This window comes from Pseudomonas sp. BTN1 (assembly GCF_001907715.1).
In the GTDB taxonomy this organism is placed as follows: domain Bacteria; phylum Pseudomonadota; class Gammaproteobacteria; order Pseudomonadales; family Pseudomonadaceae; genus Aquipseudomonas; species Aquipseudomonas paracarnis.
Window position 1 is genome coordinate 40,932 of sequence record NZ_MPBM01000018.1, and the last position, 16,756, is coordinate 57,687.

The 16,756-nt window shown below is 58.7% G+C and carries 23 protein-coding genes; 12 read left to right on the forward strand and 11 right to left on the reverse strand.

What is annotated here, in order from left to right:
• Positions 1-29: 29 nt before the first annotated feature.
• On the reverse strand, positions 30-551 hold the full coding sequence (gene yjgA, locus BMH52_RS07015) for a ribosome biogenesis factor YjgA (RefSeq protein WP_003188568.1): 522 nt from the start codon (positions 549-551) through the stop codon (positions 30-32).
• Positions 552-659: 108 nt separating this feature from the next.
• Between yjgA and pmbA the strand changes: the two genes are divergently transcribed.
• The 6 genes from pmbA to BMH52_RS07045 all read left to right on the forward strand — a co-directional run bounded on the left by pmbA (position 660) and on the right by BMH52_RS07045 (position 5,913).
• Positions 660-2,006 (forward strand): metalloprotease PmbA, encoded by a 1,347-nt coding sequence (pmbA, locus tag BMH52_RS07020; protein WP_014716925.1) that lies wholly within the window; start codon positions 660-662, stop codon positions 2,004-2,006.
• Positions 2,007-2,153: 147 nt separating this feature from the next.
• Entirely contained in the window at positions 2,154-2,549 is a 396-nt protein-coding gene (locus BMH52_RS07025) for a hypothetical protein (protein WP_003188570.1), read from the forward strand.
• Positions 2,542-3,918 carry a lyase family protein gene (locus tag BMH52_RS07030; RefSeq protein ID WP_073843263.1) on the forward strand — a complete coding sequence of 459 codons (1,377 nt, stop codon included), beginning with the start codon at positions 2,542-2,544 and terminating at the stop codon, positions 3,916-3,918. Before BMH52_RS07025 ends, BMH52_RS07030 begins: the two co-directional genes overlap by 8 nt.
• Before the next feature lie 27 nt (positions 3,919-3,945).
• Positions 3,946-4,374: a hypothetical protein gene (locus BMH52_RS07035; RefSeq protein WP_014716928.1), complete on the forward strand. Its 429-nt coding sequence runs from the start codon at positions 3,946-3,948 to the stop codon at positions 4,372-4,374.
• Position 4,375: 1 nt separating this feature from the next.
• Positions 4,376-4,987 carry a superoxide dismutase gene (locus BMH52_RS07040; protein WP_014716929.1) on the forward strand — a complete coding sequence of 204 codons (612 nt, stop codon included), beginning with the start codon at positions 4,376-4,378 and terminating at the stop codon, positions 4,985-4,987.
• Between the two features lie 32 nt (positions 4,988-5,019).
• Entirely contained in the window at positions 5,020-5,913 is an 894-nt protein-coding gene (locus BMH52_RS07045) for a ZIP family metal transporter (protein WP_014716930.1), read from the forward strand.
• 113 nt (positions 5,914-6,026) lie between these two features.
• Here BMH52_RS07045 and BMH52_RS07050 read toward each other — a convergent pair whose 3' ends face one another.
• From BMH52_RS07050 to BMH52_RS07095, 10 genes are all read right to left on the reverse strand, one after another.
• Positions 6,027-6,299, reverse strand: a complete 273-nt coding sequence (locus tag BMH52_RS07050; protein WP_014716931.1) for an HPr family phosphocarrier protein — start codon at positions 6,297-6,299, stop codon at positions 6,027-6,029.
• A 16-nt stretch (positions 6,300-6,315) separates the two neighbouring features.
• Positions 6,316-7,173, reverse strand: a complete 858-nt coding sequence (rapZ, locus tag BMH52_RS07055) for an RNase adapter RapZ (RefSeq protein WP_019816957.1) — start codon at positions 7,171-7,173, stop codon at positions 6,316-6,318.
• A 2-nt stretch (positions 7,174-7,175) separates the two neighbouring features.
• Complete coding sequence (gene ptsN / locus BMH52_RS07060) at positions 7,176-7,640, reverse strand: PTS IIA-like nitrogen regulatory protein PtsN (RefSeq protein WP_014716933.1); 465 nt, start codon at positions 7,638-7,640, stop codon at positions 7,176-7,178.
• A 10-nt stretch (positions 7,641-7,650) separates the two neighbouring features.
• The gene (gene hpf, locus BMH52_RS07065) at positions 7,651-7,956 is read right to left on the reverse strand and encodes a ribosome hibernation-promoting factor, HPF/YfiA family (RefSeq protein ID WP_003171804.1); all 306 of its coding nucleotides are present in this window, start codon (positions 7,954-7,956) and stop codon (positions 7,651-7,653) included.
• Between the two features lie 75 nt (positions 7,957-8,031).
• On the reverse strand, positions 8,032-9,525 hold the full coding sequence (locus BMH52_RS07070; RefSeq protein WP_014716935.1) for an RNA polymerase factor sigma-54: 1,494 nt from the start codon (positions 9,523-9,525) through the stop codon (positions 8,032-8,034).
• Between the two features lie 184 nt (positions 9,526-9,709).
• Complete coding sequence (gene lptB / locus BMH52_RS07075) at positions 9,710-10,435, reverse strand: LPS export ABC transporter ATP-binding protein (RefSeq protein ID WP_003188582.1); 726 nt, start codon at positions 10,433-10,435, stop codon at positions 9,710-9,712.
• Positions 10,435-10,968, reverse strand: coding sequence for a lipopolysaccharide transport periplasmic protein LptA (gene lptA, locus BMH52_RS07080; protein ID WP_020301264.1), 534 nt, complete (start codon positions 10,966-10,968; stop codon positions 10,435-10,437). Before lptA ends, lptB begins: the two co-directional genes overlap by 1 nt.
• Complete coding sequence (lptC, locus tag BMH52_RS07085) at positions 10,955-11,527, reverse strand: LPS export ABC transporter periplasmic protein LptC (protein WP_073843265.1); 573 nt, start codon at positions 11,525-11,527, stop codon at positions 10,955-10,957. Before lptC ends, lptA begins: the two co-directional genes overlap by 14 nt.
• Positions 11,528-11,535: 8 nt before the next feature.
• A complete protein-coding gene (locus tag BMH52_RS07090; protein ID WP_003188588.1) occupies positions 11,536-12,060 on the reverse strand; it encodes an HAD family hydrolase in 525 nt (174 codons plus the stop codon).
• Positions 12,061-13,035 carry a KpsF/GutQ family sugar-phosphate isomerase gene (locus tag BMH52_RS07095; RefSeq protein ID WP_014716939.1) on the reverse strand — a complete coding sequence of 325 codons (975 nt, stop codon included), beginning with the start codon at positions 13,033-13,035 and terminating at the stop codon, positions 12,061-12,063.
• Between the two features lie 310 nt (positions 13,036-13,345).
• Between BMH52_RS07095 and BMH52_RS07100 the strand changes: the two genes are divergently transcribed.
• From BMH52_RS07100 to BMH52_RS07125, 6 genes are all read left to right on the forward strand, one after another.
• A complete protein-coding gene (locus tag BMH52_RS07100; RefSeq protein WP_003188590.1) occupies positions 13,346-14,155 on the forward strand; it encodes an ATP-binding cassette domain-containing protein in 810 nt (269 codons plus the stop codon).
• On the forward strand, positions 14,155-14,952 hold the full coding sequence (gene mlaE, locus BMH52_RS07105) for a lipid asymmetry maintenance ABC transporter permease subunit MlaE (RefSeq protein WP_003188592.1): 798 nt from the start codon (positions 14,155-14,157) through the stop codon (positions 14,950-14,952). The genes BMH52_RS07100 and mlaE overlap by 1 nt, the downstream gene beginning before the upstream one ends.
• Entirely contained in the window at positions 14,952-15,419 is a 468-nt protein-coding gene (mlaD, locus tag BMH52_RS07110) for an outer membrane lipid asymmetry maintenance protein MlaD (protein ID WP_003188593.1), read from the forward strand. The genes mlaE and mlaD overlap by 1 nt, the downstream gene beginning before the upstream one ends.
• Positions 15,420-15,430: 11 nt before the next feature.
• The gene (locus BMH52_RS07115; protein ID WP_014716940.1) at positions 15,431-16,078 is read left to right on the forward strand and encodes a phospholipid-binding protein MlaC; all 648 of its coding nucleotides are present in this window, start codon (positions 15,431-15,433) and stop codon (positions 16,076-16,078) included.
• Positions 16,075-16,380, forward strand: coding sequence for a lipid asymmetry maintenance protein MlaB (locus tag BMH52_RS07120; RefSeq protein WP_003188596.1), 306 nt, complete (start codon positions 16,075-16,077; stop codon positions 16,378-16,380). The genes BMH52_RS07115 and BMH52_RS07120 overlap by 4 nt, the downstream gene beginning before the upstream one ends.
• A 114-nt stretch (positions 16,381-16,494) precedes the next feature.
• On the forward strand, positions 16,495-16,734 hold the full coding sequence (locus BMH52_RS07125; RefSeq protein WP_003188597.1) for a BolA family protein: 240 nt from the start codon (positions 16,495-16,497) through the stop codon (positions 16,732-16,734).
• The last annotated feature ends 22 nt before the right edge of the window (positions 16,735-16,756 follow it).

Below are 16,756 nucleotides of genomic sequence, written 5' to 3' on the forward strand. Positions count from 1 at the left end.
TGGCGAAGACCGCCACCCGGGGAAGAGGATCAGCGCAGGCCGCGTTGAGTCTCGTCCAGCTCACGGATGTATTTGAAGATTTTACGGCTGGTGGCCGGCGCCTTGTTATGCGCCAGCTCGTGCTGGGCCTGACGGATCAGGGAGCGCAATTGCTGGCGGTCCGCGTCCGGGTAGTCCAGTACGAATTTCTCCAGCACCGCGTCATCGCCCGAGATCAGGCGGTCACGCCAACGTTCCAGGTTGTGGAAGCGTTCGTTGTACTGGCGAGTGGAGGCATCGGTTTGATCGAGCAAAGTCAGAATGGCGTCAATGTCTTGGTCGCGCATCAGTTTGCCGATAAACGAGATGTGCCGTTTACGCGCGATATTCGCGGTGTGCTTGGGCGCATCCGCCAGGGCCCGACGCATTTCGTCGGTCAGTGGCAGTTTGGCGACCAAATCCTTTTTGAGCGTTGTAAGGCGCTCGCCAAGGTCAACCAGAGCATGCAGCTCACGTTTGACCTGGGTTTTGCTTTTCTCCCCATCGAGGGAGTCGTCGTAAGAATCAACCATGGTGGCAGTCCGCAAAGAAACGCCGCCATGATAACCAGTCGGGGGCCGCTTGTCCGGCCCGGTCGCTCGATGGCCATTACCGAAAGCAGAATTTGAGTGGAGAAAACCATGAGTGCAGCCCAAAGCGTCGGTCCACAAGCGTTACCGGCCCTGCAGGAACAAGTCGAGCAGATCCTTGCCGAGGCCAAGCGCCAGGGGGCCAGCGCCTGTGAAGTGGCGGTGTCGCTGGAGCAAGGGTTGTCGACTTCGGTGCGCCAGCGGGAAGTGGAAACGGTTGAATTCAATCGCGACCAAGGGTTTGGCATTACCTTGTATGCGGGCCAGCGAAAAGGCTCGGCCAGCACTTCCGCCAGTGGCCCTGAGGCGATTCGCGAGACCGTCGCCGCAGCGCTGGCGATTGCCAAGCACACCTCCGAGGATGAAAGCTCGGGCCTGGCCGACAAGGCGTTGATGGCCAAGGATGTGCAGGATTTTGACCTGTTCCACGCCTGGGATATCACGCCTGAGCAAGCCATCGAGCTGGCGCTGACCTGCGAAGCGGCAGCCTTCGATGCCGATGCCCGCATCAAGAATGCGGACGGCACCACCTTGAGCACCCATCAGGGCTGCCGCGTCTACGGCAACAGCCATGGCTTTATCGGTGGCTATGCGTCCACGCGTCACAGCCTCAGTTGCGTGATGATCGCCGAAGCCAACGGGCAGATGCAGCGTGATTACTGGTATGACGTAAACCGCCAAGGCGATTTACTGGCAGACCCTGCAAGCATTGGCCTGCGTGCGGCGCAACGGGCTGCGAGCCGCCTGGGCGCGCGCCCGGTGCCGACCTGCGAAGTGCCTGTGCTGTTTTCCGCAGAGCTGGCCGGTGGTTTATTCGGCAGCTTTCTCGGCGCGATTTCCGGTGGCAACCTGTATCGCAAGTCTTCGTTCCTGGAAGGCGCCATCGGCCAGAAGCTGTTCCCTGAGTGGCTGACCATCGACGAGCGCCCGCATCTGATGCGCGCGATGGGCAGTTCGTCGTTCGACGGCGATGGCCTGGCGACTTATGCCAAGCCGTTTGTCGAGCAAGGTGAGCTGGTGTCCTATGTGCTGGGCACTTATGCCGGTCGCAAGCTGGGCCTGCCAAGCACCGCTAACGCAGGCGGCGTGCATAACCTGTTCGTGACGCACGGTGATGAAGACCAGGCGGCGTTGTTGCGGCGGATGGGGCGTGGGTTGCTGGTGACTGAATTGATGGGCCATGGCCTGAACATGGTCACCGGTGACTACTCGCGTGGTGCGGCGGGCTTCTGGGTGGAGAATGGCGAGATTCAGTTCGCCGTCCAGGAAGTGACCATCGCGGGCAATATGCGCGATATGTTCAAGCAGATCGTTGCCGTGGGTAACGACCTGGAACTGCGCAGCAATATCCGCACGGGTTCGGTGCTTATTGAACGCATGACGGTCGCTGGCAGCTAATCCCTCCCGCACGTTCTGAAAGGCGCGCCATCGCAAAGATGGCGCGCCTTTTTTATTGCGCCTCTTTTGACAGGATTAATGGGCCACTCTTGTTTTGATTCTCAATATCATTTAATAATAAATATCATTACCGAATGAGTGTGTCTCATGAGTTCTGTCTTGCATGAGGATCCCTATCTGGAAAGCTGGCGTTGGATGAGCCGCCAGATTCGCTGTGGCCTGGATCCCAATGAACCCCGCCTGATTGAGCATTACCTGAACGAAGGTCGGTACCTGGCGTGTTGCACCGCAACCCATCCGTGGACCATCGCTGAAACCTCATTTCGTTTGTTGATCGACACCGCCGCTGATGTCGCCTTGCCCTGGCATTGGCGCTCCCTGTGTCTGGACCAGGCCTGGCGACCACTGCGCGACCTGGAAAAACTCTCCCACTGTGCCTGCCGCCTCAAGCGCTGGCAGACCTTTGCCTGGCAATTGGCGAGCTGCGAATTACTGCCTTCGATTTCCGTTTCTGACTTGGTGCAAGGATCTAATGATGAGTAACACCCGTATCGAACGCGACAGCATGGGCGAACTGCATGTGCTGCAAGAAGCTTTGTATGGCGCACAAACACAGCGTGCGGTGAACAACTTTCCGATCAGTCATCAACCCATGCCGGCGCAATTCATCCGCGCGCTGATCCTGGCCAAGACAGCCGCGGCCAAGGTCAACGTCGACCTCAAGCAAATCAGCGAAGGGCAGGGCAAGGCTATTGTCGATGCTGCCCAAGGCTTGCTGGAAGGCGACTACATGCAGCACTTCCCGGTGGATATCTTCCAGACCGGCTCCGGCACCAGCTCCAACATGAACGCCAATGAAGTGATCGCGACCCTTGCCAGCCGTTTGCTGGGCGAGGCGGTCAACCCCAACGATCATGTGAATTGCGGCCAGAGCAGCAACGACATCATCCCCACCACCATCCACGTCAGTGCCGCGTTGGTGCTGCACGAGCAAACGTTGCCGGCCCTGCTGCATCTGGTGCAAGTCATCGAGCAAAAAGCCGAGGCGGTTCACCCGTTCATCAAGACCGGCCGCACGCATTTGATGGACGCCATGCCGGTGCGCATGAGTCAGGTGCTGAACGGCTGGGCGCAGCAGCTCAAGGCCAATATCGGCCACTTGCAGGACCTGCTTCCGGCGCTGCAAGCATTGGCTCAGGGCGGCACGGCGGTCGGTACCGGGATCAATGCGCACCCCGAGTTTGCCGGGCGTTTCAGCCAGCAACTGAGCCTGTTGACCGGAGTGAAGTTCACACCCGGCAAGAACCTGTTTGCGCTGATTGGCTCCCAGGACACCGCCGTTGCGGTCTCTGGTCAGTTGAAAGCCACGGCGGTGTCGCTGATGAAGATCGCCAATGACCTGCGCTGGATGAACTCCGGGCCATTGGCCGGCCTGGGTGAAATCGAACTGGAGGCGCTGCAGCCGGGCTCGTCGATCATGCCGGGCAAGGTCAACCCGGTCATCCCGGAAGCGACCGCCATGGTGGCCGCCCAGGTCATCGGCAATGACACAGTGATCACGGTGGCCGGCCAGTCGGGCAATTTCGAGCTGAATGTGATGCTGCCGATCATTGCCCAAAACCTGCTCAGCAGCCTGGAGTTGCTGGCCAATGCCAGCCGGTTGCTGGCGGACAAGGCCATTGCCAGCTTCAAGGTCAACGAACCCAAGCTCAAGGAAGCGCTGTCACGCAATCCGATCCTGGTCACCGCACTTAACCCGATCATCGGCTACCAGAAAGCCGCTGAAATCGCCAAGAAGGCGTATCAGCAAGGCCGCCCGGTGATCGATGTCGCCCTCGAACACACCGACCTGCCGCGCAGCCAACTGGAAGTCCTGCTGGACCCGGAAAAGCTCACCGCTGGCGGCGTGTAATCAACGACCCTGCTCTGGAGGCTCACCATGGAGCACTGGAAACGCACGATCGAACGGGCCAATCGCTGCTTTATGGCAGGCGAGTTGGTTGACGCTCGCGAGGCCTATCTGCAAGCCCTGGCCCTGGCCCAAGTGTTGTTCGAACGCTGGGCGGATGCTGACGAAGCAGTGGCGGCTTGCGTCATTTCCCATCACAACCTGGCGGACCTGCACTTGCGCCTGAACCAGCCTGAGGAAAGCGCGGAATACCTCTGCGCTATCCATCAGCGCCTCTTACAGACCATGCAGAACCCGCGACTCAGCCCGTCACTGCGCGAGGCCGCGCTGCGCCAAAGCAGCAAGACCTACGTCGAGCTGCTGAATTTCATCAGCGATCACGGCGAATACCCACGCACTCATCGGCTGCTGGGCAGTGCTGCGACGCCAACGTCCACGTCCCACTATGGAGCACATTGATATGACCTATACCTTGCCGGCCTTGCCTTACGCCTACGACGCCCTCGAGCCGCATATCGACGCGCAAACCATGGAAATTCACTACACCAAGCACCACCAGACCTACATCAATAACCTCAATGCTGCGGTCGAGGGGACTGAGTTCGCCGGCTGGCCGGTGGAGAAGCTGGTGTCCAGCGTCCAAACATTGCCGGAGAAATTACGCGCTGCTGTGGTCAACCAAGGAGGCGGGCATGCGAACCACTCGTTGTTCTGGGCAGTCATGTCACCGACAGGGGGCGGCAAACCCGAGGGCGCGCTGGGCAAGGCTATCGACGAGCAATTGGGTGGTTTCGACAGCTTCAAGGAGGCGTTCACCAAGGCGGCCTTGACGCGATTCGGCAGCGGTTGGGCCTGGCTGAGCGTTACGCCACAAAAAACGCTGGTGGTGGAAAGCAGCGGCAACCAGGACAGCCCGCTGATGAGCGGCAATACGCCGGTGCTGGGCCTGGACGTCTGGGAGCACGCTTACTACCTGCAATATCAAAACCGACGACCGGAGTACATCAATGCATTCTATAGCGTCATCAACTGGCCGGAGGTTGCCGCGCGCTATCAGGCCGCTTTGGCCTGACATTCACTACATAACAAGATCTAAGGCCGACTATGGGCACTCAAACACTGGCGATCGGTAGCGTGCGAATGTTTCGTTATGCGTTTGGCACGCTGCTGCTATTGGCAGGTACTGCGTTATTGGTGGCCCATGGGCTGGCCTGGTTGAACCTGGAACCGCGCATACTGCGTGCTTTGCAGGGTGGGGCGATCTGCGCGCTTGGCACGGCGCTGGGCGCGGTGCCGGTGTTGGTGATTCGGCGCATGCCGATGGCGCTTAGCGACACCCTGCTGGGCTTTGGTGCCGGTGTGATGCTGGCGGCGACTGCGTTTTCTCTGGTGGTACCGGGCATCGCCGCCGCCGAAAGCCTGGGACTGTCACCTTGGGGCGCCAGTGGCTTGATCAGCTTCGGCATCATGCTCGGGGCGTTCGGCCTGTACCTCGTAGACCGCAAGGTTTCTGGCGCCAGCCCGGAAATGCTGGTGGGTACACCGGATAAACCGGTTATCCCGCCGCGTATTTGGTTGTTCGTGTTTGCCATCATTGCGCACAACATTCCGGAAGGCATGGCTGTGGGGGTTTCTGCGGGCGGAGGCATGGCGGATGCCGACAGCCTCGCCATGGGCATTGCCCTGCAGGATGTGCCTGAAGGGCTGGTGATTGCGCTGGTATTGGCTGGGGCGGGAATGTCGCGGATCAAAGCCTTTTTGATTGGCGCTGCATCAGGCTTGGTTGAGCCGGTATTTGCGGTGCTCTGTGCATGGCTGGTGAGCCTTGCCGAAGTGTTGTTGCCGCTGGGTTTGGCGTTGGCCGCCGGGGCAATGTTGCTGGTCGTGACTCATGAAGTCATCCCCGAGTCGCGCCGCAATGGCCATGAAAATCTCGCCAGCCTTGGGCTGTGCCTCGGGTTTTGCCTGATGATGGTGATGGATACGGCGTTAGGCTGAGGGTGGTTCCCTGTAGGAGGGAGCCTGCTCGCAAAAAAAACTGAGAGCACTGCGTTAACCAGGATGCCCGCGTTATCGTTGACGTTTTTCGCGAGCAAGCTCCTACAGTAGGGTTATTCGCCTTCGTCGAAGTAGTTGTTGATCAACGCGACCAGTGCGGCCATTGCTTCGTCTTCTTGCTCGCCTTCGGTGCGCAGATGGATTTTGGTGCCTTTGCCGGCCGCCAACATCATCATCGCCATGATGCTTTTGCCATCGACCATGGACTCTGGCGTACGCCCAGCACGGATCTGGCAGGGGAACTGCCCGGCCACGCCGACGAATTTAGCCGACGCCCGGGCGTGCAAGCCCAGCTTGTTGATGATTTCAATTTCCAGAGCAGGCATCGCGCAGGTGTTCCTTTCAACTCAGGTCGCGGTGGCGAACCTGGACGTTCTTGAGGGTTTGTTGCAGCACCTGGCCCAGCCGTTCAGTCAAATAGACCGAGCGGTGGTGGCCGCCGGTGCAGCCAATGGCAATGGTGACATAGGCTCGATTGCTGGCGGCAAAGCGCGGCAACCATTTGAGCAGGTAGCTGGAGATGTCCTGGAACATCTCTTCCACATCCGGTTGTGCGGCCAGGTAGTCGATCACAGGCTGATCCAGCCCGGACTGATCGCGCAACTCCGGCTTCCAGTAAGGGTTGGGCAGGCAGCGCACATCGAACACTAGGTCGGCATCTACCGGCATGCCGCGCTTGAAGCCAAATGACTCGACCAGAAACGCCGTCCCCGGCTCAGGCTGGTTCAGCAGGCGCAGCTTGATCGCGTCGCGCAACTGATACAGGTTCAGATTGGTGGTGTTGATCTTCAGGTCGGCCAGGTCAATGATCGGCCCGAGCAGCTTGGTCTCGTCCTCGATGGCTTCGGCCAGGGAGCGGTTGGCGCTGCTGAGGGGGTGGCGTCGACGGGTTTCGGAGAACCGCTTGAGCAAGGTCTCTTCGTCGGCATCCAGGTACAGCACATCGCAATGAATGTGCTTGGCACGCACTTCTTCCAACAGTTCCGGGAACCGCGAGAGGTGGCTAGGCAGGTTGCGCGCATCAATCGAGACCGCCACCAGCGGCTGCGCCAATTCGGTATGGATCAGTGCGCGTTCCGCCAACTCTGGCAGCAGGCCGGCGGGCAGGTTGTCGATGCAATAGAAGCCGTTGTCCTCAAGCACATTGAGGGCGGTGCTCTTACCCGAGCCGGAGCGACCGCTGACGATGATCAAACGCATGATTACTGCCCGTTTTGTTCATCCAGGACAACTTGGTACAACGCTTCATTGCTGGAGGCGCTGCGCAGTTTGTCGCGTACATCCTTGCGGTCCAGCATGCTGGCGATCTGCCGGAGCAGTTCCAGGTGCGCATCGGTGGCGGCTTCCGGGACCAGCAGCACGAAGAGCAGGTCGACCGGGGCGCCGTCGATGGCGTCGAAATCAATGGGGTGATCCAAGTGCAGCAAGGCGCTCACAGGTGTTTCACAGCCTTTGAGGCGGCAGTGCGGAATGGCGATGCCGTTGCCAAAACCGGTGGAACCGAGTTTTTCACGGGCAATCAACGCTTCGAAGACATCTTGCATCTCCAGATCCGGCACTTCGCGTGCGATCAGGTTGGCAATTTGTTCGAGGGCTTTTTTCTTGCTGCCGCCCGGCACGTTCACGAGGGAACGGCCGGGGGTCAGGATGGTTTCAAGTCGGATCATGGGGGGAGAGTTAACGACCTGTACCTTGCATCAGGTGCAGATTCTTTTCCTTATGCTTTATGAGTTGGCGGTCGAGCTTGTCGTAGAGGGAGTCAATGGCCGCGTACATATCTTCATGTTCCGCATTGGCGACGAGCTTGGCATTCGGTACGTGCAGGGTGGCCTCGATTTTCTGCTTGAGCTTATCGACCTCCATGATGACCTGCACGTTGGTGATCTTGTCAAAATGCCCCGCAAGCTTGTTCAGTTTGCTCTCGGTGTATTCACGCAGGGGCTTGGTGACTTCCAGCTGGTGTCCACTGATGTTGACTTGCATACAGCTTCTCCTTCGTTGCCAGTGCATAAAGCGGTGGGCAGGAATACCCACCACTGGAACGCTGTGGCCCGCCCGTCACATCAAACGCTTACGCTCGCTGGAAGGCGCGATCCCTAGGGACTCGCGGTACTTGGCGACGGTTCGACGGGCGACCTGAATGCCTTGTGCCTCCAGTAAACCAGCGATCTTGCTGTCACTCAACGGCTTTTTCTGATTTTCAGCGGCAACCAGTTTTTTGATGATCGCGCGGATCGCCGTGGACGAGCATTCACCGCCTTCAGAGGTGCTGACGTGGCTGGAGAAAAAGTATTTCAACTCATAAATACCCCGTGGGGTATGCATGAATTTCTGCGTGGTAACCCGGGAAATCGTCGATTCATGCATGCCGACGGCTTCGGCGATGTCGTGCAGCACGAGAGGCTTCATGGCCTCGTCGCCGTACTCCAGGAAACCGCGCTGGTGTTCGACGATCTGGGTTGCGACTTTCATCAGGGTTTCGTTGCGGCTTTGCAGGCTCTTGATGAACCACCGCGCTTCCTGCAACTGGTTGCGCATGAAGGTGTTATCGGCGCTGGTATCAGCGCGGCGCACAAAACCTGCGTATTGCGGGTTGACCCGCAGGCGCGGTACCGACTCCTGGTTCAGCTCCACCAGCCAACGTTCGTTGTCCTTGCGCACAATGACATCGGGCACCACATATTCGGCTTCGCTGGATTCGATCTGCGAGCCTGGGCGCGGGTTGAGGCTTTGCACCAGCTCGATGACCTGGCGCAAGTCATCTTCCTTGAGCTTCATACGGCGCATCAGTTGGCTGTAGTCGCGACTGCCCAACAGGTCGATGTAGTCGCTGACCAGGCGTTGCGCTTCGGTGAGCCATGGGGTCTTGGCCGGCAATTGGCGCAGTTGCAGCAACAGGCACTCGCTGAGTGTGCGGGCACCAATGCCGGCGGGCTCGAATTGCTGGATGCGGTGCAGGACGGCTTCGATTTCGTCCAGTTCGATATCCAGTTCCGGGTCGAAGGCCTCAAGGATCTCCTCGAGGGTTTCGTCCAGGTAGCCCTGGTTGTTGATGCAGTCGATCAGGGTGACCGCGATCAGGCGATCGGTATCGGACATCGGCGCCAGGTTCAGTTGCCACAACAGGTGGCTCTGCAGGCTCTCGCCCACCGACGTACGGGTGGTGAAGTCCCACTCGTCATCATCGTTGCTCGGCAGGCTGCTGGCGCTGGTCTGGTAGACGTCTTCCCACGCGGTATCCACGGGAAGCTCGTTGGGAATGCGTTCGTTCCAGTCGCCTTCCTCCAGGTTGTCCACCGTCGGGGCGGTTTCCTGATAGGAGGGTTCCTGCACGTCGGGATTGGGTTTTTGCTCGATGTTGTCGGCCAGCGGGTCTGCATTATCGAAGTCGTCGCCTTCTTCCTGGCGTTCGAGCATCGGATTGGACTCCAGGGCCTCCTGGATTTCCTGTTGCAGGTCCAGGGTCGACAATTGGAGCAGGCGGATGGCCTGTTGCAGCTGCGGTGTCATCGTCAGCTGCTGGCCCATTCTCAGGACTAGCGATGGTTTCATGGCAGGGGCTTAACACCTTATTCGCCGGCGCAATGCGCCATCCACGACAGGGCGCGTGAGCGCCAAACATAAGCAAATTATATGCCTGATCTCGGGGCCTTTGCCTAGAGCGCGGTAACAATAAAAAAACCGAGGTTTCCATTGACTCCCGCGCGCTCCAGGGAAAAGCGCGATACCCCTGTGTTTACAGGCGGAACTCGTGACCCAGGTACACTTCCTTCACCAGCTCGTTAGCCAGGATAGTCTCGGCATCGCCTTCGGCAATCAGCTGACCATCGTTGACGATATACGCTGTTTCGCAGATATCGAGGGTTTCGCGCACGTTGTGGTCGGTGATCAGCACGCCAATGCCCTTGGCCTTGAGGTGATGGATGATCTGCTTGATGTCACCCACCGAAATCGGGTCGACACCGGCAAAGGGTTCATCCAGCAGGATGAATTTCGGCGCGGTCGCCAGGGCGCGGGCGATTTCCACGCGGCGGCGCTCACCACCGGACAGGCTCATGCCGAGGTTGTCGCGAATATGGTTGATGTGGAATTCCTGCAGCAGGCTTTCCAGCTCCTGGCGGCGGCCATCGCGATCGAGTTCCTTGCGGGTCTCGAGAATCGCCATGATGTTATCGGCTACCGACAGTTTGCGGAAGATCGACGCTTCCTGAGGAAGATAGCCGATACCTGCCCGTGCACGACCGTGCATGGGTTGATGGCTGACATCCAGGTCGTCGATCAATACACGACCCTGGTCTGCCTGGACCAGCCCGACGATCATATAGAAGCAAGTGGTTTTGCCGGCACCGTTGGGGCCGAGCAAACCGACGATCTGGCCGCTGTCGATCGACAGGCTGACGTCGCGTACCACCTGGCGGCTTTTATAGGCCTTGGCCAGATGCTGGGCTTTCAGGGTTGCCATTACTCGGCCTTCTTCTTCGGCTGGATAACCATGTCGATGCGCGGGCGCGGTGCAGTGACCTTGGAGCCGTTGGCGCGACCGGCGTTGGCGATCTGCTTGACGGTGTCATAGGTGATCTTTTCACCTTCGGTCGAGTTGCCGTCTGGGCTCAGTACCTTGGCCTGGTCGATCAACACGATACGATTCTGCTGGGCGTGATACTGGATAGTCTTGCCGTAGCCTTTCATCGGGCCGGTGTCGGTAGCGGACTGCTTCTGCTCGAAATAAGCCAGGTTGCCCACCGACGTCACCACGTCAATGTCGCCTGTCTGGGTGCGCGTCAGAGTCACCGTGTTGCCGGTGATCTTCATCGAGCCCTGGGTGATGATCACGCCGCCTGTATAGGTGGCAACACCTTTCTTGTCATCGAGCTGTGCATCGTCAGCCGAAATATGGATCGGTTGCTGGCTATCGTTCGGCAGAGCCCAGGCGCTCACGCTTCCCAGTGCTGCGCCCAGACCGAGCAAAATAGGGAGGGTTTTAACGAGCCTCATACTGTCCTCTTACGTTCGATAGCAGGTGTATCCTGCTTTCTTTCAAATACGCTTTCATTCCCTTGCCAGTCGATACACCGCCAGCGCCGTCGATTCTAACGTCTTGCTCGGTCTGCGCATATTGCTTCTGTGGGAATACGGTCATGCGACTGCTGGTAATGATGGTGTCGCGGTTCTGCGCGTCTGTACGTGCGACGCGAACCGAGTCGATCAGTTCAACTTCGGTGCCATCCGGGTTGACCTCGCCACGCTTGCTGGTGACGTGCCAGGGAAATTCGGTGCCGCGATACAGGTTCAGGTCCGGATTGGTCAGCAGGCTGACTTCGGAAGCCTTCAAGTGCTCGACCTTGTCCGATGTCATCTCATACTGCACCTTGCCGTCAGGCAGGTACTGAATGCTGTAGGCATTGATGGCGTAATAGTCGATAAGACCTTCGTCAACCTGCGCAACAGGCTTGTCGAGGAAGCGCTCCGGGCTGATATTCCAGTAGCCCACCGCCAGGAGCAGCGCGGCGATGACCCCGAATAACAGGAAGTTGCGAATCTTTTTGCTCAGCATATAACGCTCTATAGGTAGGCGGCGTGGGCCGCTTCAAGGCTGCCCTGGGCACGCAGGATCAACTCGCAGAACTCGCGGGCGGCACCTTCGCCGCCACGGGCGGTGGTGATGCCATGGGCGTGTTCGCGGACAAACGCCGCGGCATTCGCGACGGCCATGCCCAGGCCCACCCGGCGAATCACCGGCAGGTCTGGCAGGTCGTCGCCCAGATAGGCGACCTGTTCATAGCTTAGGTTGAGTTGGCCAAGAAGCTCGTCCAGCACCACCAGTTTATCCTCGCGGCCCTGATACAGGTGAGGAATACCAAGGTTTTGTGCGCGGCGTTCCACAACCGGTGTTTTTCGACCGCTGATAATTGCGGTTTGCACGCCCGCTGCCATCAGCATTTTGATGCCTTGGCCATCGAGGGTGTTGAAGGTCTTGAATTCGCTGCCGTCTTCGAGGAAGTACAGGCGGCCATCCGTCAGCACGCCGTCAACGTCGAAAATCGCCAGTTTGATGTTTTTACCGCGTTGCATCAGGTCGCTGGTCATTTACATCACTCCTGCGCGCAGCAAGTCGCCTAGGTTTAGGGCCCCGATCGGCCGATCATCGTGGTCGACCACGATCAGTGCGCCTATCCGGTGGTCTTCCATGATTTTCAACGCTTCAGCCGCGAGCATTTCGGCGCGGGCGGTCTTGCCGTGAGGGGTCATCACGGCGTCGATGGTTGCGGTATGGATATCAATGGTGCGGTCAAGGGTACGACGCAGGTCGCCGTCGGTGAATATCCCGGCCAGCCGGCCATCGGTTTCGACGATGGCGGTCATGCCCAAGCCCTTGCGCGTCATTTCCATCAGCGCATCCCGAAGCAGAGTGCCGCGTGGAACGCTCGGCAGCTCGGCGCCGCGATGCATGACATTTTCCACTTTCAGCAGCAGGCGACGGCCCAGTGCGCCACCCGGATGTGAAAATGCGAAGTCCTCGGCCGTAAACCCGCGGGCCTCCAGCAATGCCACCGCCAGGGCATCGCCCATTACCAGCGCGGCGGTGGTGGAGGAGGTGGGCGCCAGATTCAGTGGGCAGGCTTCGTGGGTCACGTGCACGTTCAGGTTGACGTCGGCAGCCTTGGCCAACGTTGACTCAGGGTTACCTGTGAGGCTGATCATCTGGATGCCCAGGCGCTTGATCAGCGGCAACAGGGTCACGATTTCGTTGGTGGTGCCGGAGTTGGATAGCGCCAAAATCACGTCATCCTTGGTGATCATGCCCATGTCGCCGTGGCTGGCTTCGGCCGGGTGCACGAAAAACGCAGTGGTCCCCGTGCTTGCCAAGGTCGCCGCGATCTTGTTGCCAATGTGGCCGGACTTGCCCATGCCGACCACCACAACGCGGCCCTTGCTCGCCAGAATCATCTCGCAGGCGCGCACGAAATCCGCGTCGATATGGGCCAGCAAGCCTTCTACGGCTTCAAGCTCAAGGCGTATGGTGCGTTGTGCGGATTGAATAAGGTCGCTGGATTGGCTCATGTCTGAAATCGTATAGCCTGACGAAAAGTCGGCGATTATAGCGGTAATGATCGATTCCCTCACGCAAGTTCGTCAGGCTTTGTGCGCGGGATAACTGAAAAGCACCGTGGGCAACATAGCAAGCAACGTTTTTTCCCTGTCTCAAATCTGAACCAGCGCTGTTCCGGCCTTGGGCGCTCTGTACCAGCAGTGATATAGTTCGCCGCCAGTTCGGTCCGCCCAACCCATGTGCTCAACTATTGCGCATCTGTTGAAAACCAAAGTCGCACACATGGTGTCTGAGTGAAAGGCTGCATCCCAAGGAGATTAGATGAGTGCCGATAACGCCTACGCGGTCGAGCTGAAGGGTCTTACCTTCAAGCGCGGGACGCGCAGCATCTTCAATAACGTCGATATTCGCATTCCTCGCGGCAAGGTCACGGGCATCATGGGGCCTTCCGGTTGCGGCAAGACCACCCTGTTGCGCCTGATGGGCATGCAGTTGCGCCCCAGTGCCGGGGAAGTGTGGGTCAACGGCCAGAACCTGCCGACGCTGTCGCGCAGCGATCTGTTCGATGCGCGCAAGCATATGGGCGTGCTATTCCAGAGCGGCGCGCTGTTTACCGACCTCGATGTGTTCGAAAACGTGGCCTTCCCGCTGCGGGTGCACACCCAGCTGTCCGATGAAATGATTCGTGACATCGTGTTGCTGAAACTGCAGGCCGTAGGCCTTCGCGGCGCCATCGACCTGATGCCGGACGAGTTGTCCGGTGGCATGAAGCGCCGTGTCGCCCTGGCGCGGGCCATTGCCCTCGACCCACAGATCCTCATGTATGACGAGCCATTCGTGGGGCAGGACCCGATCGCCATGGGCGTGTTGGTGCGCCTGATCCGCCTGCTCAACGATGCATTGGGGATCACCAGTATCGTGGTGTCCCACGACCTGGCCGAAACCGCGAGCATCGCCGACTACCTGTATGTAGTGGGTGATGGTCAGGTGCTGGGGCAGGGTACGCCTGAAGAGTTGATGAACGCCGATAATCCGCGCATTCGCCAATTCATGACCGGCAACCCCGATGGCCCGGTGCCTTTTCACTTTCCGGCAGCGGACTACCGCTCAGATCTTCTGGGGAAGCGCTGATGCGCAAGACATCTCTTATCGAGAAGGTTCGCCTTTTCGGTCGTTCGGGCATCGACATCGTCGAAGTGCTGGGGCGTTCGACCATTTTCCTGTTTCACGCCTTGCTGGGGCGCGGCGGCATCGGCGGCGGCTTTGGCCTGCTGGTCAAGCAACTGCACTCGGTGGGGGTGATGTCCCTGGTGATCATCGTGGTCTCCGGCGTATTCATCGGCATGGTGCTGGCGCTGCAGGGTTTCAATATCCTGTCCAGCTACGGCTCGGAGCAGGCGGTAGGGCAGATGGTGGCCCTGACCCTGTTGCGTGAGCTTGGCCCGGTGGTTACCGCCTTGTTGTTCGCGGGGCGTGCAGGTTCGGCGCTGACCGCTGAAATCGGCAATATGAAATCCACTGAGCAGCTGTCCAGCCTGGAAATGATCGGCGTGGACCCGCTCAAGTACATTGTTGCCCCGCGCCTGTGGGCCGGCTTCATTTCCCTGCCACTGCTGGCAATGATCTTCAGCGTGGTGGGTATCTGGGGTGGTTCGTGGGTGGCGGTTGACTGGCTGGGGGTCTACGACGGCTCCTACTGGGCCAACATGCAAAACAGCGTGACCTTCACCGGTGACGTGCTCAACGGCATCATAAAGAGCATCGTCTTTGCCTTTGTGGTGACCTGGATTGCCGTATTCCAAGGCTATGACTGTGAGCCCACTTCAGAGGGGATCAGCCGTGCCACTACCAAGACCGTTGTATACGCCTCGCTGGCGGTACTGGGCCTTGACTTCATTTTGACCGCCTTGATGTTTGGAGATTTCTGATGCAAAACCGCACTGTGGAAATCGGTGTCGGCCTTTTCTTGCTGGCTGGCATCCTGGCTTTACTGTTGCTGGCCCTGCGAGTCAGCGGCCTTTCGGCCAGCCCTACCGCCGATACCTATAAACTTTACGCGTACTTCGACAATATCGCCGGTTTGACGGTCAGATCCAAAGTGACCATGGCCGGTGTCACCATCGGCAAGGTCACGGCAATCGATCTGGATCGCGACAGCTTTACCGGTCGGGTAACGATGCAACTGGACAAGAAGGTAGATAATCTGCCAACTGACTCCACGGCATCTATCCTCACTGCGGGTTTGCTGGGCGAGAAGTACATCGGGGTCAGCGTGGGTGGGGAAACAGCCCTGCTCAAGGATGGTTCGACCATCCACGACACACAGTCGTCGCTGGTGCTTGAAGACCTGATCGGGAAATTTTTGCTCAATACGGTCAATAAAGACGCTAAATGAGGAATCTGTTCATGATCTCTACCTTGCGACGTGGCCTGCTGGTACTGCTTGCAGCATTGCCGATGATGGCCAACGCGGCAGGTTCTGCCCACGATTTGGTGCAGGACACCACCAGCAAAATGCTGGCTGACCTCAAGGCTAATAAAGAACAGTACAAGCAAGACCCTTCCAAGTTCTACAACGCGCTCAACACGATCGTTGGCCCTGTGGTCGATGCTGAAGGCATCTCCAAAAGCATCATGACGGTCAAGTATTCGCGCAAGGCTACGCCTGCACAGATGCAGACGTTCCAGGAAAACTTCAAGAAGGGTCTGTTCCAGTTCTACGGCAACGCTCTGTTGGAATACAACAACCAGGGCATTATCGTTGATGCGCCCAAGGACGAGTCGGGCGACCGTGCTGAAGTCGGGATGAAAGTCTCCGGCAGCAATGGCGCCGTGTACCCTGTGTCCTACACCCTGACGAAGATCAACGGTGAGTGGAAACTGCGTAACGTGATCATCAACGGTATCAACATCGGCAAGCTGTTCCGTGATCAGTTCGCCGACGCGATGCAGCGCAATGGCAACGATCTGGACAAGACCATCAACGGTTGGGCCGGTGAAGTGGCCAAGGCCAAGGAAGAAACCGATAAAGCTGCCGGGAAGCCTGCGCAATGACCGAGTCGGCTGTTCGTATCGGCGACGCCGGCGAGCTGTTCCTCAGCGGCGTGCTGGATTACCGCACCGGGCCTGACCTGCGCAAGCAGGGCCAGGCGCTGATCAAGGCCAGCAAGGCGCCAGAGCTGGTGCTTGATTGCTCGGCGGTGACCAAGTCCAGCAGCGTCGGCCTGTCGTTGTTGCTGTGCTTCATGCGTGATGCCGAGGCGGCGAAAAAACCGGTCAGTATCCGTGCGTTGCCGGAAGACATGCGCGAAATTGCCGAAGTTTCCGGTTTGACCGAGCTACTGGCGCATCCTTAATACACATTGTTAAAGAAGCCCCCCGTCAGAGTCCTGCTATGCGGGGTTCGCAGGCGCGGGGCTTTTTTGTATGATGTGCGACCCGTGCGCACTGGGCGCCGATAGAGGTTGAGCATGCAGGCCCTAGAAGTTAAGAGCTTCCTTGAAGGAAAGCTGCCTGAAACGACTGTAGAAGTCGAAGGCGAAGGCTGCAATTTCCAGCTGAACGTGATTAGCGATGAACTGGCGGCATTGAGCCCGGTCAAGCGTCAGCAGCAGATCTATGCCCATTTGAACCCATGGATCACCGATGGCAGCATCCATGCGGTCACTATGAAATTTTTCAGCCGCGCGGCCTGGGCCGAGCGCACCTGAGCCCCCAAGGCGTCGAGATTCT

Bases quoted from the DNA above. Each gene is read 5' to 3' on its own strand.
- BMH52_RS07115 (WP_014716940.1), top strand. From the start codon at position 15,431: ATGATCTCTACCTTGCGACGTGGCCTGCTGGTACTGCTTGCAGCATTG.
- BMH52_RS07030 (WP_073843263.1), top strand. From the start codon at position 2,542: ATGAGTAACACCCGTATCGAACGCGACAGCATGGGCGAACTGCATGTG.
- BMH52_RS07090 (WP_003188588.1), bottom strand. From the start codon at position 12,060: ATGACCAGCGACCTGATGCAACGCGGTAAAAACATCAAACTGGCGATT.
- lptA (WP_020301264.1), bottom strand. From the start codon at position 10,968: ATGAGGCTCGTTAAAACCCTCCCTATTTTGCTCGGTCTGGGCGCAGCA.
- BMH52_RS07035 (WP_014716928.1), top strand. From the start codon at position 3,946: ATGGAGCACTGGAAACGCACGATCGAACGGGCCAATCGCTGCTTTATG.
- yjgA (WP_003188568.1), bottom strand. From the start codon at position 551: ATGGTTGATTCTTACGACGACTCCCTCGATGGGGAGAAAAGCAAAACC.
- BMH52_RS07045 (WP_014716930.1), top strand. From the start codon at position 5,020: ATGGGCACTCAAACACTGGCGATCGGTAGCGTGCGAATGTTTCGTTAT.
- hpf (WP_003171804.1), bottom strand. From the start codon at position 7,956: ATGCAAGTCAACATCAGTGGACACCAGCTGGAAGTCACCAAGCCCCTG.
- mlaD (WP_003188593.1), top strand. From the start codon at position 14,952: ATGCAAAACCGCACTGTGGAAATCGGTGTCGGCCTTTTCTTGCTGGCT.
- mlaE (WP_003188592.1), top strand. From the start codon at position 14,155: ATGCGCAAGACATCTCTTATCGAGAAGGTTCGCCTTTTCGGTCGTTCG.
- pmbA (WP_014716925.1), top strand. From the start codon at position 660: ATGAGTGCAGCCCAAAGCGTCGGTCCACAAGCGTTACCGGCCCTGCAG.
- BMH52_RS07095 (WP_014716939.1), bottom strand. From the start codon at position 13,035: ATGAGCCAATCCAGCGACCTTATTCAATCCGCACAACGCACCATACGC.
- BMH52_RS07100 (WP_003188590.1), top strand. From the start codon at position 13,346: ATGAGTGCCGATAACGCCTACGCGGTCGAGCTGAAGGGTCTTACCTTC.
- ptsN (WP_014716933.1), bottom strand. From the start codon at position 7,640: ATGATCCGACTTGAAACCATCCTGACCCCCGGCCGTTCCCTCGTGAAC.
- rapZ (WP_019816957.1), bottom strand. From the start codon at position 7,173: ATGCGTTTGATCATCGTCAGCGGTCGCTCCGGCTCGGGTAAGAGCACC.
- BMH52_RS07120 (WP_003188596.1), top strand. From the start codon at position 16,075: ATGACCGAGTCGGCTGTTCGTATCGGCGACGCCGGCGAGCTGTTCCTC.
- lptB (WP_003188582.1), bottom strand. From the start codon at position 10,435: ATGGCAACCCTGAAAGCCCAGCATCTGGCCAAGGCCTATAAAAGCCGC.
- BMH52_RS07040 (WP_014716929.1), top strand. From the start codon at position 4,376: ATGACCTATACCTTGCCGGCCTTGCCTTACGCCTACGACGCCCTCGAG.
- BMH52_RS07125 (WP_003188597.1), top strand. From the start codon at position 16,495: ATGCAGGCCCTAGAAGTTAAGAGCTTCCTTGAAGGAAAGCTGCCTGAA.
- BMH52_RS07050 (WP_014716931.1), bottom strand. From the start codon at position 6,299: ATGCCTGCTCTGGAAATTGAAATCATCAACAAGCTGGGCTTGCACGCC.
- BMH52_RS07070 (WP_014716935.1), bottom strand. From the start codon at position 9,525: ATGAAACCATCGCTAGTCCTGAGAATGGGCCAGCAGCTGACGATGACA.
- BMH52_RS07025 (WP_003188570.1), top strand. From the start codon at position 2,154: ATGAGTTCTGTCTTGCATGAGGATCCCTATCTGGAAAGCTGGCGTTGG.
- lptC (WP_073843265.1), bottom strand. From the start codon at position 11,527: ATGCTGAGCAAAAAGATTCGCAACTTCCTGTTATTCGGGGTCATCGCC.